The 26366-nt window shown below is 72.0% G+C and carries 22 protein-coding genes; 17 read left to right on the forward strand and 5 right to left on the reverse strand.

Going from position 1 to position 26366, the window contains the following annotated elements:
- Positions 1-41 precede the first annotated feature (41 nt).
- Together galK and galE are read right to left on the reverse strand one after the other, a co-directional pair.
- Complete coding sequence (galK, locus tag GA0074694_RS11620; RefSeq protein ID WP_091456820.1) at positions 42-1217, reverse strand: galactokinase; 1176 nt, start codon at positions 1215-1217, stop codon at positions 42-44.
- Positions 1214-2197, reverse strand: coding sequence for a UDP-glucose 4-epimerase GalE (gene galE / locus GA0074694_RS11625; RefSeq protein ID WP_091456824.1), 984 nt, complete (start codon positions 2195-2197; stop codon positions 1214-1216). The genes galK and galE overlap by 4 nt, the downstream gene beginning before the upstream one ends.
- Before the next feature lie 179 nt (positions 2198-2376).
- On the opposite strand from galE, the gene GA0074694_RS11630 reads away from it, so the two are divergent.
- From GA0074694_RS11630 to GA0074694_RS11655, 6 genes are read left to right on the forward strand one after another with little or no spacing between them, the layout of a single operon-like run.
- Entirely contained in the window at positions 2377-3516 is a 1140-nt protein-coding gene (locus tag GA0074694_RS11630) for a hemolysin family protein (protein WP_091456827.1), read from the forward strand.
- A 33-nt stretch (positions 3517-3549) separates the two neighbouring features.
- The gene (gene trpS / locus GA0074694_RS11635; protein ID WP_091456830.1) at positions 3550-4575 is read left to right on the forward strand and encodes a tryptophan--tRNA ligase; all 1026 of its coding nucleotides are present in this window, start codon (positions 3550-3552) and stop codon (positions 4573-4575) included.
- A 10-nt stretch (positions 4576-4585) separates the two neighbouring features.
- Entirely contained in the window at positions 4586-5185 is a 600-nt protein-coding gene (locus GA0074694_RS11640) for a 2'-5' RNA ligase family protein (protein WP_091456834.1), read from the forward strand.
- A gap of 55 nt (positions 5186-5240) precedes the next feature.
- Complete coding sequence (locus GA0074694_RS11645) at positions 5241-6179, forward strand: YihY/virulence factor BrkB family protein (RefSeq protein ID WP_091456837.1); 939 nt, start codon at positions 5241-5243, stop codon at positions 6177-6179.
- Between the two features lie 18 nt (positions 6180-6197).
- Positions 6198-6857 carry an SRPBCC family protein gene (locus GA0074694_RS11650; RefSeq protein ID WP_091456841.1) on the forward strand — a complete coding sequence of 220 codons (660 nt, stop codon included), beginning with the start codon at positions 6198-6200 and terminating at the stop codon, positions 6855-6857.
- A gap of 56 nt (positions 6858-6913) precedes the next feature.
- Complete coding sequence (locus tag GA0074694_RS11655) at positions 6914-7372, forward strand: hypothetical protein (protein ID WP_091456846.1); 459 nt, start codon at positions 6914-6916, stop codon at positions 7370-7372.
- 167 nt (positions 7373-7539) lie between these two features.
- Here the strand turns inward: GA0074694_RS11655 and GA0074694_RS11660 are convergent, their stop codons facing one another.
- Complete coding sequence (locus tag GA0074694_RS11660) at positions 7540-9183, reverse strand: glycoside hydrolase family 13 protein (RefSeq protein ID WP_091456850.1); 1644 nt, start codon at positions 9181-9183, stop codon at positions 7540-7542.
- Positions 9184-9337: 154 nt separating this feature from the next.
- A complete protein-coding gene (locus tag GA0074694_RS11665) occupies positions 9338-10423 on the reverse strand; it encodes a LacI family DNA-binding transcriptional regulator (protein WP_091456854.1) in 1086 nt (361 codons plus the stop codon).
- Positions 10424-10623: 200 nt separating this feature from the next.
- On the opposite strand from GA0074694_RS11665, the gene GA0074694_RS11670 reads away from it, so the two are divergent.
- The 9 genes from GA0074694_RS11670 (at position 10624) to GA0074694_RS11710 (ending at position 22771) form a co-directional block, all read left to right on the forward strand.
- Positions 10624-11877 carry a sugar ABC transporter substrate-binding protein gene (locus GA0074694_RS11670; RefSeq protein ID WP_091456857.1) on the forward strand — a complete coding sequence of 418 codons (1254 nt, stop codon included), beginning with the start codon at positions 10624-10626 and terminating at the stop codon, positions 11875-11877.
- Positions 11877-13511, forward strand: a complete 1635-nt coding sequence (locus GA0074694_RS11675) for an ABC transporter permease subunit (RefSeq protein WP_091456860.1) — start codon at positions 11877-11879, stop codon at positions 13509-13511. Before GA0074694_RS11670 ends, GA0074694_RS11675 begins: the two co-directional genes overlap by 1 nt.
- Positions 13508-14404 (forward strand): sugar ABC transporter permease, encoded by an 897-nt coding sequence (locus GA0074694_RS11680; RefSeq protein ID WP_091456863.1) that lies wholly within the window; start codon positions 13508-13510, stop codon positions 14402-14404. The genes GA0074694_RS11675 and GA0074694_RS11680 overlap by 4 nt, the downstream gene beginning before the upstream one ends.
- A 154-nt stretch (positions 14405-14558) precedes the next feature.
- On the forward strand, positions 14559-16412 hold the full coding sequence (locus GA0074694_RS11685) for a glycoside hydrolase family 13 protein (protein WP_091456866.1): 1854 nt from the start codon (positions 14559-14561) through the stop codon (positions 16410-16412).
- A 141-nt stretch (positions 16413-16553) separates the two neighbouring features.
- Positions 16554-16895 carry a hypothetical protein gene (locus GA0074694_RS11690; protein WP_091456870.1) on the forward strand — a complete coding sequence of 114 codons (342 nt, stop codon included), beginning with the start codon at positions 16554-16556 and terminating at the stop codon, positions 16893-16895.
- A gap of 280 nt (positions 16896-17175) precedes the next feature.
- Positions 17176-18240, forward strand: coding sequence for a BMP family lipoprotein (locus GA0074694_RS11695; RefSeq protein ID WP_091456874.1), 1065 nt, complete (start codon positions 17176-17178; stop codon positions 18238-18240).
- Between the two features lie 243 nt (positions 18241-18483).
- Complete coding sequence (locus GA0074694_RS11700) at positions 18484-20025, forward strand: ABC transporter ATP-binding protein (RefSeq protein WP_342670933.1); 1542 nt, start codon at positions 18484-18486, stop codon at positions 20023-20025.
- Positions 20022-21431 (forward strand): ABC transporter permease, encoded by a 1410-nt coding sequence (locus GA0074694_RS11705; protein ID WP_091456882.1) that lies wholly within the window; start codon positions 20022-20024, stop codon positions 21429-21431. Before GA0074694_RS11700 ends, GA0074694_RS11705 begins: the two co-directional genes overlap by 4 nt.
- A 59-nt stretch (positions 21432-21490) precedes the next feature.
- Complete coding sequence (locus tag GA0074694_RS11710) at positions 21491-22771, forward strand: ABC transporter permease (protein WP_091456885.1); 1281 nt, start codon at positions 21491-21493, stop codon at positions 22769-22771.
- A gap of 127 nt (positions 22772-22898) precedes the next feature.
- Here GA0074694_RS11710 and GA0074694_RS11715 read toward each other — a convergent pair whose 3' ends face one another.
- Positions 22899-24095 (reverse strand): MFS transporter, encoded by a 1197-nt coding sequence (locus GA0074694_RS11715; RefSeq protein WP_091456888.1) that lies wholly within the window; start codon positions 24093-24095, stop codon positions 22899-22901.
- 258 nt (positions 24096-24353) lie between these two features.
- Here GA0074694_RS11715 and GA0074694_RS11720 point away from each other — a divergent pair, with 258 nt between their 5' ends.
- Positions 24354-25079 carry a cytidine deaminase gene (locus tag GA0074694_RS11720; RefSeq protein WP_091456891.1) on the forward strand — a complete coding sequence of 242 codons (726 nt, stop codon included), beginning with the start codon at positions 24354-24356 and terminating at the stop codon, positions 25077-25079.
- Complete coding sequence (locus GA0074694_RS11725; RefSeq protein WP_091456894.1) at positions 25076-26356, forward strand: thymidine phosphorylase; 1281 nt, start codon at positions 25076-25078, stop codon at positions 26354-26356. Before GA0074694_RS11720 ends, GA0074694_RS11725 begins: the two co-directional genes overlap by 4 nt.
- The last annotated feature ends 10 nt before the right edge of the window (positions 26357-26366 follow it).

The raw sequence follows: 26366 nt of genomic DNA on the forward strand, positions 1-26366 counted from the left end.
CGGCCGTGCGCCCACCATGAGCGGGCGTACCGGCAAGCGCCTCAGTCGAGTCGGCTGGCACCTGGGGCGGGCCGCACCCGGACGTGACCGGGTGCGGCGAAGCCGCGCTCGGCGTACGCGGCCGTGACGGCGGCGGCGACCGTGTCGGCCGAGGCCGCCTCCACCAGCGCCAGCACACAGCCGCCGAAGCCGCCCCCGGTCATCCGCGCACCGAGCGCCCCGGCGGCCAGCGCCGCCTCGACCGCGAGGTCGATCTCCGGCACGGTGATCTCGAAGTCGTCCCGCATCGAGGCGTGCGACCCGGTCAGCAGCGGGCCGATGTCGCGTACCCGGCCGGCGCGCAGCAGCGCGACGGTGTCGAGGACCCGCTGGTCCTCGGTGACCACGTGCCGGACCCGTCGCCGGGTCTCGTCGTCGGGCAGCCGGCCCAGCGTCGCGTCCAGATCGGCAGCGGGTACGTCCCGCAGGGCAGGCACCCCGAGCAGACCGGCGGCCTGCTCGCAGGACCTGCGCCGGGCCGCGTACTCGCCGTCGGCGTGCCGGTGCGGGGCCCGGCTGTCGACGACCAGCATGGCCAGCCCGGCGGCGTCGAGGTCGAACGGGATGTGCTCGACCTCCTCGGTGCGGCAGTCGAGGAAGAGCGCGTGCCCGGCCCGGCAGCGGATCGCGGCGGACTGGTCCATGATCCCGGTCGGCGCGCCGACGTAGGCGTTCTCGGCCCGCTGGGCCAGCCGGGGCCGTCGTTCGGCGGGAAGGTCCAGCCCGCCGAGGTCGACCAGGGCGGCCAGCACCGCGGCCTCCAGCGCGGCCGAGGAGGAGAGGCCGGAACCGAGCGGTACGTCGCTGGCGATGGCGAGCCGCGCGCCCGGTACGGCGTACCCCGCCCCGCGCAGCGCCCAGACCACCCCGGCGACGTACGCGCCCCAGCCGGTGACCCGGCCCGGGGCGAGGTCGTCGGCGGTGAACTCGACCGACTCGTCGGCCAGTTCGGAGCAGACCGTCCAGACCCCGTCGGGCTGCCCGGCGGCGGCCACCACGGTCCGCAGGGAGAGGGCGACGGGGAGCACGAAACCGTCGTTGTAGTCGGTGTGCTCGCCGATCAGGTTGGCCCGTCCGGGAGCCGCCCAGCGGCCGGCAGGCTCGGTGGCGTACCGCTGCCGGAAGCCGGCGGTGGCGCGGTCGGCGACGTCACCGGCGAGGACGGGGTGCGTGGTCACGACCGCTCCAGGATGTGCGTGCGGTAGAAGGCCCAGGCGTCGCCGACCATGTCGTGCAGGGTCGGCTTCTCCGGCACCCAGCCGAGTTCCGCGCGGGCCAGCCGGGAGGAGGCGACCAGCTCGGCCGGGTCGCCCTCGCGGCGCGCGGCGATCTCGACCGGGACCCGGTGGCCGGTGACCTCACGGACCACCTCGACGACCTGCCGGTTGGTGAAGCCGTTGCCGTTGCCGAGGTTGTAGATCCGGTGCTGGCCGGGGGTCGCCGCGTCCAGCGCGAGCAGGTGGGCGCGGGCGAGGTCCTCGACGTGGATGTAGTCGCGGACGCAGGTGCCGTCGACGGTGGGGTAGTCGTCGCCGAAGAGCTGGAGCTTGTCGCGCCGCCCGGCGGCGACCTCCAACGCGATCGGGATCAGGTGGGTCTCCGGGTCGTGCCGTTCGCCGATGGCCAGATCGCCCCGGAGGTAGGCCCCGGCGACGTTGAAGTAGCGCAGTGAGACCGCCGCCAGGTCGTGCCCGATCGCCTCGGAGGTGAGCGCCATGTCGACGGCGAGCTTGGTCGCGCCGTACGTGTTGGTGGGGGCCTTGACCGCCGTCTCCGGGATGGGCAGCTCGACCGGGTTGCCGTAGACGGCGGCCGTGGAGGAGAAGACCAGGCGCGGCACTCCGGCGGCGCGGACGGCGTCGATCAGCGCGAGCGAGCCGACGGTGTTGGTGTGCCAGTACAGCTCCGGCCGCACCATGGACTCCCCGGCGGCGATCAACGCGGCGAAGTGCAGCACCCCGTCGAATCCGGCCCGGGGGGTGAGCACGCGGGCGGCCTCGTGCACCGGGACCTCGACGTGGGTCGCCTCGGGGGCGAGCGCCTCGCGGTGACCGGTGCGCAGGTCGTCCAGGACGACCACCTCGTGCCCGGCGTCGAGCAGCATCCGGGTCACCACGCTGCCGATGTAGCCGGCCCCCCCGGTGACGAGCAGTTTCACGTCGGCCCCCTCCTGACGGCGACCTCGGGTTGGTGGCCGCGTTCCGTAGCTCACCCTACGACCGACGGCCGTGCGCGGCCCGGTCCGTCGCCGGGAGCTATTCCACCATGAACTTCCAGGGTCGAACAGAGTCGAACACCGGGGATCCGCTGAGGGGCCGGGTGTCTACCATCTCTGGTATGCGGGAGACGGGCGGTTCCCGGTCCCGGCGACAACCGCCGGGACGGTCACGACGAACGGGACGACCGCGACGCGAACCGGGGCCGGTGGCGCGGGCCGTGGCCGGGGTGGTGGTCCGGGCCGCGGACGGGGCGACCCGGCTGGTGACGCACCTGCTGGGCGCGGGCCCCACCGCCGGGCGGGAGCGGATCAGCGAGGCGGACCTGCGCGACCTGGTCGCCGCCAACACCCTCCTCGACGCCGACGAGCGCCGGATCATCGACGAGGTGCTGGCGGCCGGGGCGAGCCTGGTCCGCGAGGTGATGATGCCCCGTACCGAGGTGGTCTTCCTCTCGGCACGGCTCACCGTCGCCGAGGCCGCCGAACTGGCCCGCACCGAGACACACACCCGCTACCCGGTGATCGACGGCACCCACGACGACGTGGTCGGCTTCGTGCACCTGCGCGACCTGCTGCTCCGGCCCGACCCGGACCCCCGGACGACCGTCGGCGAGCTGACCCGCGAGGTGAAGCGCCTCCCCGGCAGCAAGCGGGTGCTGGCGGCCCTGACCGAGATGCGCCGGGAGCGGCACCACCTCGCGGTGGTGGTCGACGAGTACGGCGGTACCGCCGGCATCGTCACCCTGGAGGACCTGATCGAGGAGCTGATCGGGGAGATCCACGACGAGTACGACACCGATCCCGACCCGGTGCACGCCGGCCTCCCCGGCGTGGTGGACGGCCGGCTGAACCTCGCCGACTTCGCCGAGCGCACCGGGGTGGTCCTGCCCACCGGTCCGTACGAGACGGTCGGCGGGTACGTGATGGCCGCCCTCGGTCGGCTGCCGGTCGTCGGCGACGAGGTGCCGGTGGCCGCCGAGCCCGGCCGACGCGCGGCCGGCGCCGCGAACCGGTCGCCGGGCGGCGGAACGACGCACCCGGTCGCGGAACCGGCTCCGGCGGCCGGCTGGTCGCTGCGGGTGCTCGCGCTGGAGGGACGCCGGGTGGCCCGGGTGGCGGTCGCGGGACGGCCGACGCTGCCGGCCGTCAACCAGCCGGCCGCCGCACCGACTCCCGCCGTGCCTCCCGTTCCTCCGGCTCCTGCACGCCAGCCGTCGCCGGCCGCCGTGGTGGGGAAGTCGACCACCGGCCCGTCATGACGTACGCCGGGTGTTACTGACAGAATTGCCGGCATGTCCGACGTGCCTGCCCGCCCCCGCGTCCTCTCCGGCATCCAGCCGACGGCCGACTCGTTCCACCTCGGCAACTACCTGGGCGCGGTACGGCACTGGGTGGCCCTCCAGGACACCCACGACGCCTTCTACTGCGTCGTCGACCTGCACGCCATCACCGCCGGGCACGACGCCAGGTCGCTGCGCCAGCGCAGCCGGACGGCTGCCGCGCAGCTGCTCGCCGTCGGGCTGGACCCGGAGCGTTGCGCCCTGTTCGTCCAGTCCCAGGTGCCCGAGCACGCCCAGCTGGCCTGGATCCTCTCCTGCGTCACCGGGTTCGGCGAGGCCAGCCGGATGACCCAGTTCAAGGACAAGTCGCAGAAGCAGGGCAGCGAGCGGGCCAGCGTCGGCCTCTTCACGTACCCGATCCTCCAGGCCGCCGACATCCTGCTCTACCAGGCGGACGCGGTGCCGGTCGGCGAGGACCAGCGCCAGCACCTGGAACTCACCCGGGACCTGGCCCAGCGTTTCAACACCACCTTCGGTCGGACGTTCACCGTGCCGGCGGCGCACATCGTCCGGGACACCGCGAAGATCACCGACCTTCAGGACCCGACCGCGAAGATGTCGAAGTCGTCGTCCTCGCCGGCCGGCATCATCAACCTCCTGGAGGAGCCGGCCCGCTCGGCCAAGAAGATCCGCTCGGCGGTCACCGACACCGGCCGGGAGATCGTCTTCGACGCCGAGGCCAAGCCGGGCATCGCCAACCTGCTGACCATCTACTCGGCGCTGACCGGGCGGAGCATCGACGACCTGGTCGCCGCGTACGCCGGCCGGGGCTACGGCGATCTCAAGAAGGACCTCGGCGAGGTGGTGGTGGAGTTCGTCCGGCCGGTGCAGGAGCGCACCCGCAGCTACCTGGACGACCCGGCCCAGCTCGACAAGCTGCTCGCCCAGGGTGCCGAGAAGGCCCGCGCGGTGGCGGCCCGGACGCTGGCGGCCGCGTACGAACGGGTCGGGTTCTTCCCACCGGTACGCGTCGGGTGACGTCGGTGTCATGACGTCGACGGTGGACGGGTCAGCGACCGGAGGGGTGGCGCGGGGCGTGGATCGTAGGGGCGCGACGGCAGGCACGGCCGCCACCACCCAGATCGGCGTGGCGGTGGACATTCCGGAGCCGTGGGGTTCTCTCCTCACCCGTCGGCGGGCGGAGGCCGGTGACCCGCTGGCGGCCCACATCCCGGCCCACGTGACACTGCTCGGGCCGACCGAGATCCCGGTCGACGCCATGCCGGTCGTCGAGGCGCACCTGGCCGAGGTGGCCGCCGCGCACCTGCCGTTCAGCCTGCACCTGCGGGGCACCGGCACCTTCCGCCCGGTGACCCAGGTGGTCTTCGTCGCGGTGGCCGCCGGGATCAGCGAGTGCGAGCTGCTCGCCGAGGCGATCAGCGCCGCCCCCGAACTGCACCGGGAGACCCGTTTCCCGTACCACCCGCATGTGACGGTCGCCCAGGACGTGCCGCCGGAGGCGCTGGACCGGGTCTACGAGGACCTGGCCGACTTCTCCGCCATCTTCGAGGTGGAGGCCTTCACCCTCTTCTCACACTCCGGTCAGATCCGCTGGCGACCCCGCCGCGACTTCCGCCTCGGCGGCTGAACCCGCACAGGCGTACCGGCCGACGGCGGGGACGCGGATCGGCGAGGATGATCGTGTGAACGTGTTCGGGCGGATCGAGACCGAGGCCGACCGGTGGATCACCGGGCTGCGACGCCGGTCCCGTGCGTTCGACCACGTCTGGCGGGCCGGGATGCGCTACAACGACGTGCTCGCCGGGCGGCTCGCGGCGGCCATCGCCTACTACGGGTTCTTCGCGGCCTTCGCCCTCGCCCTGATCGGTTACGCGGTCTTCGGGGCGATCATCGAGGACAACCGCGAGGTGAGCCGGGCGGCGGCCGACTTCCTCCGGGAGAACCTGCCCTTCCTCGACCCGGTGCAGATCGCCGACAGCAGCGGCGGGGTCGGCGTGATCGGCCTGGTCATCCTGGCGTTCACCGGCATCGGCTGGGTGGAGTCGATCCGTTCGTCGCAGCGGTTGATCTACGGCCTCAACCAGCAGCCGGGCAACCTGGTGGTCCGCCGCCTGGTGGACCTGGGCATCCTGGTCGCGCTCTTCGTGCTGATCGGGGTGTCGGTGGCCGCCGTCGACGCGCTGGAGTCCCTGCTGCGCTGGCTGCTGCGCAGCACCGGCTCGGTCGCGCTGACCACGGTGAGCGCGCTGCTCAGCGTCCTGATCAACCTGGTACTGGCCAGTGCTCTGCTGGTGCTGGTGCCCCGGCTTCGGATGAGCCGCCGCCGGCTGCGGCCGGTGGTGCTGGTGGTGGCCGTCGGCATCACCCTGATCAACACGGTCGGCCGGTACTACGTGGTCCGCGCCGAGCGGAACCCGGCGTACGCGGTGGTGGCCGGCGCGGTCGGGCTGCTGCTCTACCTCTACCTGCTCAACCAGTTGGTGCTCTTCGGCGCGGCGCTGGCCGCGACCAGTGAGCAGGGACGGGTGTTGGATCTGGCCGACGGGGGTAGGGTCGTCGCTCCGGTCGGTGGCGTCCGGCCCGGCACCCCGGACCGTTCCGCGCCCCCGACCAGCGATTGAATCTGAGAGGTGTCGCAGATGACCGAGCCGAAGCCGTTCCGTGTCGAGGTGGTCGTGGCGGCCGACCAACAGACGGTCTGGTCGGCGCTGACCGAGCCGGAGTTGATCGGGCAGTGGTTCGGCTGGGACTTCGAGGGACTGGCCGAGGAGATCCGGCACATCTTCGTCGACCACGCCGAGGCGTACCCGCCGGACCGGATCGCGCTGGAGGCCGGCCAGGAGCTCCAGGCGGAGGCCGACGGGGAGCGGACCCGGGTGCGGGCGGTGATGCCCGGGGCGCTGGACGGCGAGTTGGCCGACGGGTACGACGGCCTGGAGGAGGGCTGGCGGACCTTCTTCGAGCAGCTGCGGTACCTGCTGGAACGGCGCCCGGCGGGGCAGCGGCGCACGGTGCGGCTGGCCGGTGGGGCCACCGGGAAGCAGTTGCTCGCCGTCCTCGACGAGGCCGGGCCGACGCAGGAGTGGCACGACAGCCGGTTCCAGCGGATCGTGGTGGACGCCGAGGGGCGGCTGCTGGCCGCCATGGCGGAGACCCCGCTGACCGACGATGCCGCCGGCCCGGTCAGCCTGGTGGTCAGCGCGTACGGGCTGGACGACGCCGGCCTGGACCGGCTGCGCGCGGAGTGGACGCGCCGGTGGCGGGCCGCCGTGCCGGACGGGGAACTGGACCCCGCATAGCCGATAATCGGGGCGAACCGGACTCATCATCCCGCCGCAGGGACGATGATGGGCGCGTGGGCGCACTCGTGACGTTGGACCTGCCGGACGACTCGCCGATGCTCGGCCTGCCGTGGATCATCACCTTCGGCCCCCTGGGCGACACCGAGGAGTGGGAGCCGGTGGTCTGTGGGCCGTACGAGCGCCCGCACGCGTTGGCCCTGGCCGAGTCGGTGGTCGCCGACGAGCAGTTGATGGCGGTGGTCGAGCCGCTGCTGCCGGCGGTCTCCGCCGACGAGATCCGGGGCGAGATCACCTCGGCGCGGATCGCCGCCGAGGACGAGAGCGCCCGGATCGAGGAGTCCGACCTGTACGGCGACTTCGAGGACACCATCGACGACGAACTGGAGGAGGCGTCGGCCCGGGAGCCGCACGGCGAGCCGCGTACCCCGCCGACCGAGGAGCAGTTGCGGGCCGGGTTCCGGCGGATCGCCGCCCGGCTCACCGATCGGACGGAGAGCCGCCCCGAGGGCTAGCGCGACCGGTCCCGACCGGTCGTCGTCGCGAGAGCCCCGGACGGACACCGGCGGCCCCGGGGAAGCCTCCCCGGGGCCGCCGGTGCCCTCACCCCCCACCACAAGGGGTCGTCTGCCCCAGTCGCCCGACGGCGCGAAGCTCGGCGAACGACCAGGTGAGTTCAGGTCTACCCGACCAGGTGCCGCTCGAACCACACTGCGGCGTCGATCGGCAGGAGATACCCGTCACTCGCGTCGGTGAGCGGCGCGCTGGCGACGATCGGCTCGCCGTACCCGCTGATCCGCGTCGGTGCGCCGCTGAGGTTGACCACGCAGGTCAGCTCGACGTCGTCGGCCGGGCGGCTGAAGGCCAGCACGCCGGGGTCGGTCTCCCGCCAGGTGATCCCGCCGTCGACGGAGGCCAGCGCCGGGTGCTCGTGCCGGATCCGCAGCGCGGTGCGGTAGAGCTCCAGCGTCGAGCCGGGCACGCCGGTCTGCGCGGCGACCGAGAGGGCGGCCCAGGTGGCGGGGGCCGGCAGCCAGCTCAGTTCGCTGCCCTCCGGGCCGAAGCCGTACGGCGCGAGTTGGCCGCTCCACGGGATCGGCACCCGGCAGCCGTCCCGGCTCTGGCCGGTGCGCAGGAACGACGGGTCCTGCCGCAACTCGTCCGGGAGGTCGAGCACCTCCGGCAGGCCCAGTTCCTCGCCCTGGTAGACGTACGCGCAGCCGGGCAGGGCAAGCATCAGCAGGGTGGCGGCGCGGGCCCGGCGCAGGCCGACCTCGCCGTCGCCGTAGCGGCTGACGTGCCGCTTCTTGTCGTGGTTCGAGAGCACCCAGGTGGTCGGCGCGCCCACGATGGTCGACTCGGCGAGCGCGGTGTCGATCACCTTGCGGAACGAGTCGGCCGACCAGGTGGCGTCGAGGAAGTCGAAGCTGAACGCCTGGTGCAGCTCGTCCGGGCCGATGTAGCGGGCGAGTCGCTGCGGGGTCTCCGCCCACGCCTCGGCCACCGCCATCCGCCCACCGGGGTAGCTGTCCAGGATCGGCCGCCAGGAGCGGTAGATGTCGTGCACCTCGTCCTGGTCGAAGTAGGGGAGCCGCCCCTTGCCGAGCAGTTCCACCTGCCGCTGGCCGGTGGTCATGGTGCTGAACCCGACGTCCGGCAGCCCTTCGGCCTTGATCATGCCGTGCGCCACGTCGATCCGGAAACCGTCCACGCCCCGGTCCAGCCAGAACCGCAGGATGTCCTCGAACTCGGCGCGGACCTCGGGATGCCGCCAGTTCAGGTCGGGCTGGGCCGGGTCGAACAGGTGCAGGTACCACTGGCCGTCGGGGACGCGGGTCCAGGCGGGGCCGCCGAAGATGCTCTCCCAGTCGTTCGGAGGCTGGTCGCCGTCCTCACCCCTGCCCTCGGCGAATAGGTAGCGCGCCCGCTCGGGGGAGCCGGGGCCGGCGGCGAGGGCGGCCTGGAACCAGGGATGGGCGTCGGACGTGTGGTTCGGCACCAGGTCCACGATGATCCGCAGGCCGAGGGCGTGCGCATCCGTGATCATGTTGTCGAAGTCGGCCAGGGTGCCGAACATCGGGTCGACGTCGCGGTAGTCGGCCACGTCGTAGCCACCGTCGACCATCGGGGAGGTGTAGAAGGGGGTCAGCCAGAGCGCGTCCACTCCCAGGTCCCGCAGGTAGGGCAGCCGTTCCCGGATGCCCTGGAGGTCGCCCACGCCGTCGGCGTTCGAGTCGGCGAAACTGCGGACGTAGACCTGGTAGACGACCGCGGAGCGCCACCAGTCGAGGTCGGTGGCGGGCGGCGTCGGGCGGATGGCGGTCACGGTGGCGTACCCCGTTCTCTGGCGCGGGACGGCGACCCGCGACGAGCCGGCGCGGGTGTGCGTGCAGAATGCCGGCCCGGCGCTGCAAGAGTCAAGCAGGACTTGCGCAAGAAATGTCGCCACCCGCCGGGCCCGAGCCCGGCGCCGCTCCCTCTCAGGCCGGTACGGCCAGCGCGGGCGGGACCGGCCGCTGCGGGGTCGGGACCGGGCCGGGTCGGGCCGTGTCGGCCGGCGCGACCGCGGTGGAGCCACGGACCACCAGCTCCGGGCGGAAGAGGTACTCCGAGTGCGGGGCGCCGTGCCCGTTGATCTCGTCGACCAGGGCCCGGACGGCGGCGACCGACATCGCCACCACCGGTTGCCGCATCGTGGTCAGCGGCGGGTCGGTGAAGGCCATCAGCGGGGAGTCGTCGTAGCCGACCACGGAGAGGTCGGCCGGCACGGAGAGGCCACGCTGCCGGGCGGCCCGGATCGCGCCCAGCGCCATCAGGTCGGAGCCGCAGACGATGCCGGTCACGCCCCGGTCGAGCAGCCGGGCGGCGGCGGCCTCGCCGCCCTCCACGCCGAACAGGGAGAGCTCGGCCAGCGGCTCCAGCTCGGCCTCGTCCAGCTCGACCAGGCGCCGCATGGCGGCCTTGTAGCCGGCGACCCGGCGCTGGACGGGCACGAACCGGTCCGGGCCGGTGATCAGGCCGATCCGCCGGTGCCCGAGGGCGACCAGGTGGGCCACGGCCAGCTCGGTGGCCTCGCGGTCGTCGCAGGAGACGAAGGGCGCCGCGATGCCGGGCGCGAAACCGTTGATCATCACGATCGGCAGCGGCCGGCCGATGAGCGCGCGGTACCGGTCGTGGTTGGCGGCGGTGTCGGCGTGCAGGCCGGAGACGAAGACGATCCCGGAGACCTGCCGGTCAAGCAGCATCTCGACGTACTCGTCCTCGGTGACCCCGCCGGGGGTCTGGGTGCAGAGCACCGGGGTGAACCCGCTCTGGGCCAGGGTGGACTCGATGGTCTGGGCGAACGCGGGGAAGATCGGGTTGTCCAGCTCCGGCACGACCAGCCCGACCAGCCCGGCGCTGCGCTTGCGCAGCCGGGCGGGGCGCTCGTAACCGAGTACATCGAGGGCGGTCAGCACAGCCTGCCGGGTCTCGGGGGCCACGCCGGGGCGGTCGTTGAGCACCCGCGACACCGTGGCCTCGCTGACTTCGGCCTGTTGGGCGATGTCGGACAGTCGAGCGCGCATGGGCCGCACTCTAGCTCAACCGCAACTTCTTGCGAACACCTCTGCAAGCACTTCCATTGTCTGCAACGTCTTGCTAACGTCCCGGCAACACGCGAGAGCAGCGGCGCAGCACACCGCGCCGGTTGACACAAATTCTACCGACGTTCCCCCTGGCGGGCCGCCCTTCCCCCGGCGGGCCTGCCATGACGACAGGAGTACCGATGCGCATCCGTACCGCGGGTGTGGTCGCCGCCGTCGCGCTGGCGCTCGCCGCCTCCGGCTGCGGCGGCAGCGACAACAACGACGAGCCGGCCGCGAAGGAGTCCGCCAAGGCCTCTGGTGGCAAGCTGGTGATCTGGGCCGACGACAAGCGGGCCGCGGCCCTCAAGCCCTACGCCGAGAAGTTCGGCACCGAGAACGGCGTCACCGTCGAGGTGCAGGCCGTCTCCAAGGACCTCCAGATCAACTTCGTCACCGCCTCCCAGCAGGGCAGTGGCCCGGACGTCGTGGTCGGCGCGCACGACTGGATCGGCAACATGGTCCAGAACGGTGCGATCGAGCCGGTGCAGCTCGCCGCCGAGCAGAAGAGCGGCTTCAACGAGACCGCCATCAAGGCGGTCACCTTCAACGGCCAGCTCTACGGCGTCCCGTACGCGATGGAGAATCTGGCGCTGATCCGCAACACCGAGCTGGCCCCCGAGGCGCCGAAGACCATCGAGGACCTCGTCGCCGCCGGCAAGAAGCTCAAGGCCGAGAAGAAGGCCACCGAGATCCTCTGCCTCCAGTCCGGCCAGAACGGCGACGCGTACCACATCTACCCGCTGTACACCTCGGCCGGCGGCTACCTCTTCGGCACCGCCGCCAACGGCGACTACGACCCCAAGGACCTGGGCGTCGGCAAGCCGGAGTCGATCGCGGCGTTCCAGAAGATCGCCAAGCTGGGGGAGAAGGGCGAGGGCGCGCTCAAGCGCTCCATCACCGGCGAGAACTCGATCGCCACCTTCACCGGCAAGAAGTGCGCCTTCCTGGTCTCCGGGCCGTGGGCCGTCACCGACGCCAAGAAGGCCGGCATCAAGTACGACATCTCCCCGGTCCCCGGCTTCGCCGGTGGCAAGGAGGCCCAGCCGTTCGTGGGCGTGCAGGCGTTCTACGTCGCCGCGAAGGGCAAGAACAAGGCCCTGGCGCAGGAGTTCGTGGCGAACCGCGTCAGCACCCCCGAGTTGGCCGTGGCGCTCTACAACGCCGAGCCGCGTCCGCCGGCGCTGACCGCCGCCCTCGACCAGGTCAAGGGGACCGACCCGGACCTGGCCAAGTTCCAGGAGGCCGGCAAGAACGGCCAGGTGCTCCCGGCGATCCCGGCCATGGCCGCGATCTGGGACCCGTTCGGCAAGGCCGAGGCCGCCATCATCGGTGGCGCCGACCCGGCGAAGACCGTCACCGCCGCCGGTAAGACGATCGCCGGCCAGATCAAGTAATGACCACCTCGCTGTCCGGCTCGGGGTCTGGCACACAGACCCCGGGCCGGGAGCCCACGGGCTCCCGGCCCGCGCGCCGCGCCTCGTCACACGACGCGCCGATCACCCTCACCGGCCTCGCGGTGAAGGTGATCCTGCTCGGACTGACCGCCGGAATCGCGGTCTGGGCGGCCTTCCCGCTCATCGACGCCGAGAGGTGGGCCGGACTGGCCCTGCTGCTGGCGACCACCGCCGGCCTGTTCTACCTCTACCTCACCCGTCGGCACGTCCCGGCCAAGTACCTGGTCCCCGGCACGCTCTTCCTGATCGCGTTCCAGATCGTCCCGGTGCTCTACACGGCGAGCACCGCGTTCACCAACTTCGGCGACGGCCACCGGGGCACCAAGGACGCCGCGATCGTCGCCATCCAGATCGCCTCGGTCAAGCAGGTGCCCGGCTCGAGCGAGTACGCCCTCTCCGTCGCCACCCAGGGCGATCCGGCCACCGGAGCGCTGGTCTTCCTGGTCAGCGACCCGCAGACCGGGAAGGTCTCCGCGGGTGACGCGAGCGGCCTGCGGGAACTGGACGCCGCGGACGTCACCGTCGCCGCCGGTGGCAAGGTCACCGCGGCCGAGGGCTACACCGTGCTCAACGTCGGTCAGGCCAGCGCGCGGAGCGAGGAGATCACCGCCCTGGTGGTGCCGACCGACTCCGGGGCGCTGCGCTCGTCCGGCCTCTCCCGCGCCTACGAGGGCAAGGCGGTCCGGGCGTACGACAAGGGCTGCGACTGCATCCGGGACGCCGAGAGCGGCAAGACCTGGACGGCCGACGCCGATACCGGCGCGTTCGTCGCCGCCGACGGCGAGCGGCTCGCCCAGGGCTGGAAGGTGAACGTCGGGCTGCGCAACTTCAGCCGGGTGCTCACCGACCCGGACATCTCCGGGCCGTTCTTCGGCACCCTGCTCTGGAACTTCGCCTTCGCGCTCGGCTCCACCGGGTTCACGTTCGTCCTCGGCATGGCCATCGCGTTGGCGCTGCACTCGCCCCGGATGCGCGGCACCAACATCTACCGGGTCCTGCTGATCCTCCCGTACGCCATGCCGTCGTTCGCGATGCTGCTGGTCTGGCGGGACATGTTCAACACCGACTTCGGCCTGATCAACAACCTGTTCGGGCTCGGCGTGGACTGGTTCGGGCAGGACTGGTCGGCCCGGGTCGCGGTGATCCTGGTGCAGCTCTGGCTCGGCTACCCGTACATGTTCCTGGTCGCCACCGGCGCGTTGCAGGCCATCCCCCGGGAGCTGACCGAGGCGACCTCGGTCGACGGGGCGTCGGCCTGGCAGTCGTTCCGATCGGTCACGCTGCCGCTGCTGCTGGTCGCGCTCTCGCCGTTGCTGATCTCGTCGTTCGCGTTCAACTTCAACAACTTCAACGCGATCTACCTGACCACCGAGGGTGGGCCGTTCCCGGCGGACAACCCGACCAGTGGTGCCACCGACCTGCTGATCACCTACACCTACCGGTTGGCCTTCGGCGCGCAGGGTGCGGAGTACGGCCTGGCCGCCGCGGTGTCGATCTTCATCTTCACCATCGTCGCGGTGGTCTCGGCGGTCAGCTTCCGGCGTACCCGGCAGCAGGAGGAGGTGTACTCGTGACATCCGCACAGGCGCCGGTCGCCAACCGGACCGCCGGCCGACGCCGGAGCCGCTGGTTCGCCCAGGTCGGCTGGCGGCACCTGGTCGGGGTGGCCGCGGTGGCGTTCAGCCTCTTCCCGATCCTGTTCGTGCTCTCGGCCGCGCTCAACCCGCTGGGCACGCTCAGCTCCACCGACCTGGTGCCCACCGAGGGCGTGTCGTTCGAGAACTTCACCGGCCTGTTCGAGCGGACCGCCTTCGAGCGGTGGTTCCTCAACTCTCTGCTGGTGGCCGGGCTGGCCAGCTTCGTATCGGTCTTCCTCTCCGCGCTGGCCGCGTACGCGTTCTCCCGGATGCGGTTCGCCGGCCGGCGGCCGGGGCTGCTCGCGCTGCTGCTGATCCAGATGTTCCCGCAGTTCCTGGCGATCGTGGCGATCTTCCTGATCTTCACCACGGTGACCGACCTGTGGCCCGCGATCGGTTTCAACACCCCGTGGGGCCTGCTCCTGCTCTACCTCGGTGGGGCGCTCGGGGTGAACACCTGGCTGATGAAGGGCTTCTTCGACACGCTCCCCAAGGAGCTGGACGAGTCGGCGACCATGGACGGCGCCTCGCACTCCCAGGTCTTCTTCCGGATCCTGCTGCCGCTGGTGGCACCGATCCTGGCGGTGACCGGCCTGCTCGCCTTCATCAGCACGATCAACGAGTTCCTGATGGCGAACGTGTTCCTCACCGACGCCGAGTCGAAGACCCTCGCGGTGGGCATGTTCGGTCTGGTGGCCGGCGAGCGGAACAACAACTTCGGCATCTTCGCGGCGGGCACCCTGCTCACCGCGATCCCGACGGTGCTGGTCTTCCAGTTCGTCCAGCGCTACATCGTCTCCGGCCTCACCGCCGGAGCGGTCAAGGGCTGACCGCCGCGCGCGGTCGAGGGCTCGCCCTCCACGGCCCACCGGCAAGGGCGTCGGCGACGACGTACACCGGAGCAGTCACGAGCTGCCCGTCGGGTCACCCGACCCGGCGGGCAGCTCGTTCTTTCCCCGTACCCCACCCGGAAAGGGCTCCAGCATGCAGCCGCACCACGACGGATCCGCCCGCTACGTACCCGAGCAGACGCCGGATATCGGCGACACCGTGCCGGTCCACGTCCGGGTCCCGGCCGACGCCGACGTACGCCAGGTGCACCTGCGTACCACCCCGGACGGCGAGCCGCGCTTCGCCGAGGCCGTCGTCGACCGGCGGGAGGGCGACGACGTCTGGTGGCGGGCCGACGTCTCCGTCCGCAACCCGGTCACCAACTACCGGTTCCTGCTCACCGGCCGGCGCGGCACCCGCTGGCTGAACGCCGCCGGTCACGTCGACCACGACGTGCCGGACGCGGGTGACTTCAAGCTCGTCACGTACGATCCGCCGCCGGCCTGGGCCCGGGACGCGGTGATCTACCAGATCTTCCCGGACCGCTTCGCCCGCTCGGCGGGAGCTGCCACCCGGCCGGCCCCGGACTGGGCGGTCCCCTGCGACTGGGACACCCCGGTCGTCGGGCGCGGCCCGGAGACCCCCTACCAGTTCTACGGCGGTGACCTGGACGGGATCACCGGGCACCTGGACCACCTGGACCGGCTGGGGGTGAACACCGTCTACCTCACCCCGGTCTTCCCGGCCCGCTCCAACCACCGGTACGACGCGGCCAGCTTCGACCACGTCGACCCGCTGCTCGGCGGCGACGCCGCGCTGGCCCGGCTCGCCGACGCCGTACACGCGCGCGGCTGGCGGGTGCTCGGCGACATCACCAGCAACCACACCGGCGACGGGCACGAGTGGTTCGTCCGGGCCCGCGCCGACGCACACGCCCCCGAGCGGGAGTTGTACTACTTCGACGCCGACGGCTGCGACAATTTTAGCTCGGCGCGTCTGACGCCGCGCCGCGATCTGGAGCCGTCGTACGAGTCCTGGAACGGGGTCCGGTCGCTGCCGAAGCTGAACTGGGGCAGTGCCGAGCTGCGCCGCCGGTTCGCCACCGACCCGGACTCGTTGCTGCGCCGCTGGCTGCGCCCGCCGTACGGGCTGGACGGCTGGCGGGTGGACGTGGCGAACATGACCGGCCGGCGGGGCACCGACGCGTACACCCACGAGGTGGCGGCGCTGCTGCGGGCGGTGGCCACCGACACCCGCCCGGACGCGCTGGTGATGGCCGAACACGGTCACGACCACACCGGCGACCTGGACCGCGACGGCTGGCACGGGACGATGAACTACGTCGGCTTCACCGACCCGGTGTGGAGTTGGCTGCGGGCCGGGGACGACCCGGTGCCGAACTTCCTCGGCACCCCCGGTGGGGTCGTGCGGCGCGACGCCCACGCCGTGCTCGCCACCATGAACGCATACCGGTCGCTGGTGTCCTGGCGGTCGTACACCCACTCGTGGCAGCTGCTCGGTTCGCACGACTCGGCCCGGATCCGCACCGTGGTCGGGGACGCGGCCCGGCAGGAGGTCGCGGCCGGGTTGCTCGCCACCATGCCCGGCACCCCGATGATCTTCGCCGGGGACGAGCTGGGACTCACCGGGACGAACGGGGAGGGTTCCCGTACCCCGATGCCCTGGCACCGGCCGGAGACCTGGGACCACCGGACGTTCGAGACGTACCGGTCGTTGATCGCGCTGCGGCGGGCGGAGCCGGCGCTGCGCCACGGTGGCCTGCGCTGGCTGCACGCCGACGCCGACACCGTGGTCTTCGCCCGGGAGGCGGTCGACGGCACGGCCGTGGTGCTGGCCCGCCGCGCGCCCGGCAGTCCGGTCCGCCTCACCGGCCTGCCGCCCGCCGACAACGTGTACGGCGGCGCGCCGCCCCTGCGCCCCGACGCCGACGGCACCCTCACCCTCCCCGCCGACGGCCCGACCTTCCAGGTCTGGCGGACCACCTGAGCCGACACCCGGCCGCGCCGGGCTGGGGTGGATGCAGGGGCCCCCTCCTACCGCATTTTGTCGAGGAAGGGTCCCCTGCAACCACCAGTCGCCCGAGGGGCGGCTACTACGACGTGTCGTTGATAGGGGAGGATGTCCGGCGTGGAAGCTATCCGGCTCGTACTGCTCTACGCCCACCTGATCGGGTTCGCGCTGCTGCTCGGGGGTAGCGTCGCCCAGCTCGTCTCCGGGCGGATCAAGATCAACCCCGCCATGCTCTGGGGGGCGGTCGTCCAGTTGCTGACCGGGCTGGGCCTCTCCGCCCCGCTCCGGGACGGCGACGAGCCCGCCCCGGCGAAGCTTGTTACCAAGTTGGTGCTCGCGCTGCTCATCTTCGTCATGGTTTTCTTCTCCCGGAAGCGGGATTCGGTCAATCGTGGGCACTTCCTGGCGATCGTCGGGTTGACCCTGGTCAACGCGGCGGTGGCGGTCTTCTGGCGGTGACGCTCCGGGCGGCCGGGCGCCGGCGTGGGAGCCGGCGTCCAGTGACAGCCCGGCGGGTTGCCGTGCACCCGACGAGTGACCTGCCGCACGCGAGGGTCACGTAGCGGTAACGGCCGCCCAACAGTCGCGCACGATTGTCGGCCGGCGGGAGGGCGTGCGGCTACGCTTCGCGTCCGTAACGTGAGACGCCGGCGGCAAGGCGCAGGCCGGCTTGATGACTGTCACCGTCCGTTGGCGCGGTGGCGATGGGGAGGGAGTCGTCTTGCGCTCTGTGCGTGGGATGCGGGTCGTCTCGGCGCTCGCGGTCGGTGGGCTGGTGCTCGGTGCCGCCGCGTGTGGCGAGGCTCCGGAGGAGAACGACGGCGCCGGTGACGGTGGCAAGAAGTTCAGCGCCTGCATGGTGACCGACGTCGGCGGTATCGACGACAAGTCGTTCAACACCTCGGCCTGGAAGGGCCTGGAGGCCGCCGAGGCGGAGAACAGCAACATCGACATCAAGTACGTGGCGTCCAAGGCCGAGGCCGACTACGAGCCGAACCTGACCCAGTACGTCAACCAGAAGTGCGACTTCATCCTGGCCGTCGGTGGCCTGATGGGCACCGCCACGTCGAAGATCGCCAAGGCGAACCCGAACCAGCAGTTCGGCATCGTCGACGCGAAGGTGCCGGAGACCAACGTCTACCCGATGCAGTTCGACACCGCGCAGGCCGGCTTCCTCGCCGGTTACCTTGCGGCGGGGATGAGCAAGAGCAAGAAGGTCGGCACCTACGGGGGCATGAAGATCCCGCCGGTGACCATCTTCATGGACGGCTTCGTCGACGGTGTCGCCCACTACAACAAGACCAAGAGCGCCAACGTCCAGGCGCTCGGCTGGGACAAGGCCACCCAGAACGGGTCGTTCACCAACGACTTCGTCAAGCAGGACGAGGGCAAGAAGGTCGGGGACGCCCTGGTCGCCCAGGGTGCCGACATCGTCATGCCGGTCGCCGGTGGCGCCGGGCTCGGCACCACCGCCGCCGCGCAGGCCAGCGGCGGCAAGTACAACACCATCTGGGTGGACGTCGACGGCTGCGAGAGCACCCCGAACTGCCCGGCGATCGTCAGCACCGTGGTGAAGAACATCCCGGACGCGGTGAAGGAGGCCGTCGTCAAGGCGGCCAAGGGCGAGAAGCTGGTGGCCACCCCGGGCTACCTGGGCACCCTGGCCAACAACGGCGTCTCGCTCGCCCCGTTCCACGAGTTCGACGGCAAGGTCCCGGCCGAGCTGAAGGCCGAGCTGGACAAGCTCAAGGCCGACATCTCCGCCGGCACCGTCCAGGTCACCTCGCCGGCCCAGCCGAAGTGACCCGCCGCCGGTCACCGCGGAAGGGGTGACCGGCGGTCGCGCACCACGACGGCCGCTCCGGCCGGCACGGATGCGAATCCCTGCCGCCGGAGCGGCCGATCTGCACGACGTCCCCCACCACGCGGCCGACGGCCACCCCGTGGCGACCAGGTCGCTCCACGGCTCGCACTCCAGGAGGTTGCGCTGAGACTCGAACTGCGCGGCATCACCAAGCGGTTCGGTGATCTGGTCGCCAACGACCACATCGACCTGACGGTGGAGCCTGGAGAGATTCACGCCCTGCTCGGCGAGAACGGCGCGGGCAAGTCGACCCTGATGAACGTCCTCTACGGGCTCTACCAGCCCGACGAGGGCGAGATCCTGGTCGACGGGAAGCCGCTCAAGCTGCGGGGGCCGTCGGACGCGATCGCGGCCGGCATCGGCATGGTGCACCAGCACTTCATGCTCGTGCCGGTCTTCACGGTGGCCGAGAACGTGATGCTCGGCGCGGAGAAGGTGCGCGGCGGGCTCGCCGGCTTCCTCGACCGGCGTCGGGCCAGTCGGGAGGTCGCCGAGGTCTCCGAGAAGTACAACCTCCGGGTCGACCCGCACGCGGTGGTCGAGGACCTGCCGGTCGGCATCCAGCAGCGGGTGGAGATCGTCAAGGCGCTCACCCGCGAGGTGGACCTGCTCATCCTCGACGAGCCGACCGCGGTGCTGACCCCGCAGGAGACCGAGGAGCTGCTGACCGTCATGCGGTCGCTGAAGGCGGCCGGCAAGTCCATCGTCTTCATCACCCACAAGCTCGGCGAGGTCAAGGCGATCGCCGACCGGATCACCGTGGTCCGGCGCGGGAAGACCGTGGGCACCGCCTCCCCGAGCGCCAGCCGGGACGAGTTGGCCGCGCTGATGGTCGGCCGCAGCGTGCACCTGACCGTGCAGAAGGAGCCGGCGCAGCCGGGCGCGCCCGTCCTGGAGGTCGCCGGGCTGGTCGTCGACGACGACCGGGAGATCCGGGCGGTCGACGGCGTCGACCTGACCGTCCACGCGGGCGAGGTGCTCGGCGTCGCGGGTGTGCAGGGCAACGGACAGACCGAGCTGGTCGAGGCGGTCATGGGGCTGCGGCCGGTGCTCGCCGGCAGCGTCTCGCTGAACGGGGAGCGGATCGACGGCTGGTCGCCGAAGAAGGTGCTCCGCGCCGGGGTCGGCTACGTCCCCGAGGACCGCAGCGTCGACGGCATCGTCAAGGAGTTCTCCGTCGCGGAGAACCTGGTCCTGGACCTCTACGACCAGCCGCCGTTCGCCTCCGGCCTGGCGCTGAAGCCGGACGCCATCGCCAAGTCGGCCCGGGAGCGGATCGCGCAGTTCGACATCCGGACCTCCTCGGCGGACGCGCCGGTCGGCACGCTCTCCGGCGGCAACCAGCAGAAGGTGATCGTGGCCCGGGAGTTCTCCCGGCCGCTCAAGCTCTTCATCGCCGCGCAGCCGACCCGGGGCGTGGACGTCGGCTCGATCGAGTTCATCCACAGCCAGATCATCCGGGAGCGGGACACCGGCACCGCCGTGCTGGTGGTTTCCAGCGAACTGGACGAGGTGATCGGCCTGGCCGACCGGATCGCGGTGATGTACCGGGGGCGGATCATCGGGATCGTCCCCCCGGACACCCCGCGTGAGGAGATCGGCCTGCTGATGGCCGGCATCACCCCGGACCAGGCGGGCACCGATGCCCGGTCCGGCGACGCCACGACCGACGGCGCGACGGCCACCCCGGCGTCCGACGGCCCAGTGAACGAGGACGAGGCATGACCAACCCCAACCCCGACGCCGGGTCCCCGGACAAGGCGCCGGCGACCCCGGAGCAGGCCGCCCGTGACGCGGCGGGCGGCACCGGCCGGGCCGCCGACCCGACGGCGACGACCACGCCGGCCGGGACGAAGCAGCCGGCCACGACCACGCCGGCCGGAGCGAAGCGGCCCGGGGACGACGGCGCACGCCCCTCGCTCGGCCAGCTCTTCCTGGCCAACCTCTGGGCCGCCAACACGGTCACCGTGACGGTGCTCGCGCTGGTGTTGGCGATGCTGGTCGGCGCGGTCCTGATCATCATCTCCGACCCGGAGGTGCTGGCCACCTACAGCTACATCACCGCCCGGCCCTCGGACGCGATCAACGCGAGCTGGGCAGCGGTCAGCGAGGGCTACGCCAACCTCTTCAAGGGCTCGGTCTTCGACCCGGAGGCGTTCTCCGGCTGGCTGAACGGCAGCAACGGCTGGGAGCCGGTCTTCGCGCCGATCTCCGAGACGCTCACCTACGCCGCCCCGCTGGTCTTCACCGGCCTCTCGGTGGCGCTCGCCTTCCGGGGCGGCCTGTTCAACATCGGTGCCCAGGGCCAGGCGACCATCGGCGTCATCCTCGCCGCGCTGACCGGCTTCCTGCTGCCGCTGCCGCCGGTGGTGCACCTGCTCGTCGCGGTGATCGCCGGTGCGCTCGGCGGCGCGATCTGGGGATTCATCCCGGGCATCCTGAAGGCCCGCGCCGGGGCGCACGAGGTGATCAACACGATCATGCTCAACTACGTCGGCGTCTACTTCCTCTCCTGGATCATCGTCCAGAACGGCGTCCAGGACCCGGAGCGCACCGACGCGATCAGCCGCTCGGTGGACGGCTCCGCCCAACTGCCCCGACTGCTCGGGGCCGACCTGCGGGTGCACGCCGGCATCCTGCTCGCGGTGGCGGCCACCTGGTTCGTCGGCTGGCTGCTCAACCGCTCGACCTTCGGGTTCGAGCTGCGCGCGGTCGGCGCCAACCCGGACGCCGCCCGCACCGCCGGCATCGGCGTGGGGAAGACGTACGCGCTGATGATGGCGCTGGCGGGGGCGCTCGCCGGGCTCGGCGGCGCGCAGATGGTGCTCGGCACCACCGCCGCCGCGCTGACCCCGCTGGTGGTGGCCCAGATCGGCTTCGACGGCATCCTGGTGGCGCTGCTCGGCCGGGTGAAGCCGTGGGGCGTGCTGCTGGCCGCGCTGCTGTTCGGCGCGCTCCAGGCCGGCGGCAACCGGATGCAGTCCTACTCCGGCATCTCGCTGGAGCTGGTCACCGTGCTCCAGGCGCTGATCGTCATCTTCATCGCCGCCCCCGCGCTGGTGAAGGCGATCTTCCGGCTCCGGGCCGCCCGCGCCGCCCGGTTGCAGACGAGCCTCGCGAAGGGCTGGTGACCGGTGCACACGATCAGTGAGCCGACGAGTCCCGCAGTCGTGAACGGAGACCCGAGCTGATGTCCACGATGGCTGTCGACGACGTCGCCGTCGCCCCCGTTCACGAGGGCTTCTGGACCCGTAACCGCAAGATCGGCGTGGTGCTGCTGGCGCTCGGCCTGCTCGCGGCGATCCTCTTCGGCGCGCTCGCCACCGACGAGCAGGCGCGCTTCACGCTCAGCGAGGACGCCGAGGGCGCGGCGCTGGCCGTCGACGGCACGATCGGCGCGATCGTCTTCGGCGTGCTCGCGGTCGTCGCCGGGGCGGCCCTGCTGGCCGGCGTACCCAAGCGCTGGTTCACCACCGTGCTCGCGGTCGGCGTGGTGGGCTTCGTCGCGTCGTTCCTCTGCTGGCAGGTCTCCGCCGCGCCGGCTGGGCAGAACTTCATGCCGATGGTCAACATCGTCCGGGGCACCTTCATCCTGGCCCTGCCGCTGATCTTCGGTGCGCTGGCCGGGGTGCTCTGCGAGCGCTCCGGCGTGGTGAACGTGGCGATCGAGGGCCAGTTGCTGATGGGGGCCTTCGCCGGTGCCCTGTTCGGCACGATGACCGGCAGCGTCTGGGTCGGCCTGGTGGCCGCCGCGATCGGTGGCGCGTTCATCTCGCTGCTGCTGGCCGTCTTCGCCATCCGCTACCTGGTCGACCAGGTGGTCATCGGCATCGTGCTGAACCTGCTCGCGCTCGGCCTGACCGGCTTCCTCTACGAGCGGCTGATGCAGACCGACACCCAGAGCTACAACCAGCCGCCGCGCTTCGGCACCTGGGCGATCCCGGTGCTGGAGGACATCCCGGTGATCGGGCCGGCGCTGTTCCGGGGCAACATCTTCCTCTACCTCGGGCTGGTCCTGGTCCTGGTCATCCACGTCGCGCTGTTCCGGACCCGGTGGGGGCTGCGGACCCGGGCGGTGGGTGAGCACCCGACCGCCGCCGACACGCTCGGCGTGAAGGTGCTGGCGCTGCGGTACCGGAACGTGATCCTGGCCGGGATGGTGGCCGGCATCGGTGGCGCGTCGTACACCCTGGCGCTCTACACCTTCACCAAGAACATGATCGGCGGTAAGGGCTTCATCGCTCTGGCCGCGCTGATCTTCGGCCGGTGGAGCCCGACCGGGGCGCTGCTCGCCGCGCTCTTCTTCGGCTTCGCCGACCAGCTCGGCACCTACCTCGGCGCGATCAACAGCATCATCCCCAGCCAGTTCCTGGCGATGCTGCCGTACCTGGCGACCATGCTGGCGGTGGCCGGGCTGGTCGGCAAGGTCCGTGCGCCGGCCGCCGACGGCAAGCCGTACATCAAGGGCTGATCTCAGCCCCTCCCGGTTCGGCCCGGTGCGGCACGTCGCACCGGGCCGACCGCCCCGACCGCAGCGGGGCGTCCCGCGCCGGCCGCTTCCCGTGCCGACGGACGACCTCGGGCAACGGGAGCCGCGATCACGCCGGCACCCGGTCGGTGGCCGGCACGGTGACCCGACCGGCCAGCGTGTTCCGTCCGGCGAGCAGGACGACGACGGTACCGACGGTGGCCAGAGCACCGCCGACGGCGGCCCAGGTCGGGGAAGCCCGTTCGATCACCGCACCCGCCACGGCGGCCCCGAGGGCAATGCCACTGGTGAAGACGGTGATCAGCCAGGCGAACGCCTCGGTGACGGTGCCCGGCGGGGCGAGCCGGTCCACCAGGACGAAGCTCACGGTCAGCAGCGGGGCGAGGAACAGTCCGGTAAGGATCATGAGAACGGCCATCAGGGGCGGTGCGGGCAGGAGGATGAGCAGGCCGTAGCCGATCGTCATCCCGCCAGCCAGCAGAAGGCCACGGCGCGGCAGGGGCATCTCCCAGCGCAACGCTCCATAGCCGAGCGCGCCGACCAGTGCGCCTGCGGCGTTCAGGGCCAGCAACGTCCCCGCGCCACCGGGCAGCCGGTGCTGCTCGGCATAGAAGATGACCAGGACGTTCAGGGTGCCGATGGCAACGCCGGTGCCGACGAGGCCGGTCAGGAGCACCACGAGACCCCTGCTGCGCAGCGGGCCCAGCCAGTGTGCGGCACGTTCTTCGGCGCGGTACTCCCGCGAGGGTGCCGCGGTCACCACGATCAGTACACCGAGCGCGCCGAGCAGAGCCGCCAGCCACAGCGCCATGGCCGGGAACGTGACGGCCACGGTGCCCGCGACCATCAGCGGAGCACCGACGAAGACCAACTCCTGTGCGCCCGCGTCCAGGGCGTAGGCCCGGTCCAGCCGGGCTGCCGGGAGGATCCTCGGCCAGAGCACCCGCAGGCACGGCTCCAACGGGGGCGTCGCGACGCCTGCCAGTGCCGCCCCCACCAGCACCCAGGCCGGCTTCCCCGGCACCACACCGATCAACGTGAAGCCCATCCCCGCGAGAACGGCCGTGGGAACGAGCACCTTCGGCTGCCCGACGTGGTCGACCGCCCGGCCCAGGAGTGGGCCACCAACTGCGGTCGCGATGGCGAACGTTCCGGTGGCGATGCCGACGAACCCGTACGAGGCACCCGCCTCACGTAGCGCGAGCGGAATGGCGAGGGTCGCCATCGCGCTGGGCAGTCTGCCTGTCAGGGTGCCCGTCAGCAGCCGCAACACATGCGTGGCGCGCAACAGTTCCAGATATCCCATATCTCTGCCTCCCGACTGCTTCCAGCGTTTGCGGCCGATCCAGCCGCAGACGCACGCGAAGCGGCACAGGCGTCGTCAACTGTAGATGCGGTGGGAGCCCTCGGAGGATGCTCTTCTCTGTGACGTCGGCCGGCTTCCCCCGAGAAGATGGACCGGCACGCTGCCCTACGGTCAACTGTTGCGGACCCCGGCTCGCCCGTACCGCACCACCGCTGACCCGACCGCAGGTCAACCGGCGGGTACGGCAGAATCCGGGGCATGGACATCGACTGGGAACGGCTGCGTGCCGCCGCCACCGAGGTCATGCGGCACGCGTACGTGCCCTACTCGCGTTTCCCGGTCGGGGCCGCCGCCCTGGTCGACGACGGCCGGGTGGTGGTCGGCTGCAACGTCGAGAACGCCGCGTACGGCGTGGTGCTCTGCGCCGAGTGCGGGGTGGTCTCCGCGCTGCACTCCTCCGGTGGCGGGCGGCTGCTCGCCCTCTCCTGCGTGGACGCCACCGGCGAACCGCTGATGCCGTGCGGCCGGTGCCGGCAGCTGCTCTGGGAGCACGGCGGCCCGGAGTGCCTCATCGAGGCGAAGGGCGGCCCGCTGCGGATGGCCGAGCTGCTGCCGCACGCGTTCGACGTGAACGACCTGGAGGCGGTGGTCGGCGAGGCTCCGGTGCCGGTGGTGCCGGAGCGGCTGGCCGCCTGGCGGGGCCGGGGGACCGTCTTCGTGCATCCCGACCTCGACGCCGGGCAGCAGGTCTGGACGGCGTACTGGGAACGGTCGGCCGGCGACGACGTCGGCGCCGAGACCGGCGTGCTGGAGGAGGCCCCGAACTGGGACGACCCGGCTGCGGCGATCACCTGGGGGCTCGCCCGGACGCCCCGGGTGGTGGTGGTCGACGCGGGCGGCACCATCTACTGGGCCGGCGAGGGCGAACCACCGGTGGAGATCCCGGTCCGGTGGCCCGGCGAGTCCGAAGGAGAAGAGCGATGAGCGGGTTCGCGGCAGTCGACGTCATCCGCGCCAAGCGGGACGGCGGGGTGCTCTCCGACGCGCAGATCGACTGGGTGGTCGACGCGTACACCCGGGGGCTGGTGGCCGACGAGCAGATGTCCGCGCTGGCCATGGCGATCCTGCTACGCGGCATGACCGCCCCGGAGATCGCCCGCTGGACGGCCGCGATGATCGCCAGCGGCGAGCGGCTGGACCTCTCCGCCGTCGACCGGCCCACGGTGGACAAGCACTCCACCGGCGGCGTCGGTGACAAGATCACCCTGCCGCTGACCCCGCTCGTCGCGGCCTGCGGCGCGGCGGTGCCGCAGCTCTCCGGGCGGGGCCTGGGACACACCGGAGGCACCCTCGACAAGCTGGAGTCCATCCCAGGCTGGCGGGCCGCGCTGAGCAACGACGAGTTCATCGCCCAGCTCCGCGACGTCGGCGCGGTGATCTGCGCCGCCGGGGAGGGACTCGCCCCGGCCGACCGCAAGCTCTACGCCCTGCGCGACGTCACCGGCACCGTCGAGGCCATCCCGCTGATCGCCAGCTCGATCATGAGCAAGAAGATCGCCGAGGGCACCGGCGCGCTGGTGCTCGACGTGAAGGTCGGCTCCGGGGCGTTCATGAAGTCCGTCGACGACGCCCGCGAGCTGGCCCGCACCATGGTCGAGCTGGGCGGCGCGCACGGCGTGCGGACCGTCGCCCTGCTCACCGACATGTCCACCCCGCTCGGTCTGGCGGTCGGCAACGCCGTCGAGGTGACCGAATCGGTGGAGGTGCTCGCCGGGGGCGGCCCCGCCGACGTCGTCGAGCTGACCCTGGCCCTGGCCCGGGAGATGCTCGACGCCGCCGGCCTGCCGGACGCCGACCCGGCCGCCGCGCTGCGGAACGGTCGGGCGATGGACTCCTGGCGGGCGATGGTCCGGGCGCAGGGCGGTGACCCGGACGCCCCGATGCCGAAGGCCGACGAGGTCGAGGTGGTCCGCGCCGACGCCGACGGGTTCGTCGCGGCCGTGGACGCGTACGCGGTCGGGGTGGCCGCGTGGCGGCTCGGCGCGGGCCGGGCCCGCAAGGAGGACCCGGTCAGCGTCCCGGCCGGGGTGGTGCTGCACAAGCGCCCCGGCGATCCGGTCCGGGCCGGCGACCCCCTCTACGAGCTGCGCGCCTCCGACGCCGGCCGGATCCCGGCCGCGCTGGCCGAGGCGGCGGGGGCGGTCCGGATCACCCCGACCGCGCCGGCGGCGACGCCGCTGGTGATCGAGCGGATCGCCTGAGGCGGGCGGG

This window comes from Micromonospora inyonensis, from assembly GCF_900091415.1.
Classification (GTDB): domain Bacteria; phylum Actinomycetota; class Actinomycetes; order Mycobacteriales; family Micromonosporaceae; genus Micromonospora; species Micromonospora inyonensis.

What these genes read in the sequence shown, in the direction of transcription:
- GA0074694_RS11695 (WP_091456874.1), top strand. Translation starts at nt 17,176, where the DNA reads ATGCGGGTCGTCTCGGCGCTCGCGGTCGGTGGGCTGGTGCTCGGTGCC.
- GA0074694_RS11705 (WP_091456882.1), top strand. Translation starts at nt 20,022, where the DNA reads ATGACCAACCCCAACCCCGACGCCGGGTCCCCGGACAAGGCGCCGGCG.
- GA0074694_RS11630 (WP_091456827.1), top strand. Translation starts at nt 2,377, where the DNA reads ATGCGGGAGACGGGCGGTTCCCGGTCCCGGCGACAACCGCCGGGACGG.
- GA0074694_RS11710 (WP_091456885.1), top strand. Translation starts at nt 21,491, where the DNA reads ATGTCCACGATGGCTGTCGACGACGTCGCCGTCGCCCCCGTTCACGAG.
- GA0074694_RS11685 (WP_091456866.1), top strand. Translation starts at nt 14,559, where the DNA reads ATGCAGCCGCACCACGACGGATCCGCCCGCTACGTACCCGAGCAGACG.
- GA0074694_RS11665 (WP_091456854.1), bottom strand. Translation starts at nt 10,423, where the DNA reads ATGCGCGCTCGACTGTCCGACATCGCCCAACAGGCCGAAGTCAGCGAG.
- GA0074694_RS11720 (WP_091456891.1), top strand. Translation starts at nt 24,354, where the DNA reads ATGGACATCGACTGGGAACGGCTGCGTGCCGCCGCCACCGAGGTCATG.
- trpS (WP_091456830.1), top strand. Translation starts at nt 3,550, where the DNA reads ATGTCCGACGTGCCTGCCCGCCCCCGCGTCCTCTCCGGCATCCAGCCG.
- GA0074694_RS11640 (WP_091456834.1), top strand. Translation starts at nt 4,586, where the DNA reads ATGACGTCGACGGTGGACGGGTCAGCGACCGGAGGGGTGGCGCGGGGC.
- GA0074694_RS11675 (WP_091456860.1), top strand. Translation starts at nt 11,877, where the DNA reads ATGACCACCTCGCTGTCCGGCTCGGGGTCTGGCACACAGACCCCGGGC.
- GA0074694_RS11725 (WP_091456894.1), top strand. Translation starts at nt 25,076, where the DNA reads ATGAGCGGGTTCGCGGCAGTCGACGTCATCCGCGCCAAGCGGGACGGC.
- GA0074694_RS11670 (WP_091456857.1), top strand. Translation starts at nt 10,624, where the DNA reads ATGCGCATCCGTACCGCGGGTGTGGTCGCCGCCGTCGCGCTGGCGCTC.
- GA0074694_RS11650 (WP_091456841.1), top strand. Translation starts at nt 6,198, where the DNA reads ATGACCGAGCCGAAGCCGTTCCGTGTCGAGGTGGTCGTGGCGGCCGAC.
- GA0074694_RS11715 (WP_091456888.1), bottom strand. Translation starts at nt 24,095, where the DNA reads ATGGGATATCTGGAACTGTTGCGCGCCACGCATGTGTTGCGGCTGCTG.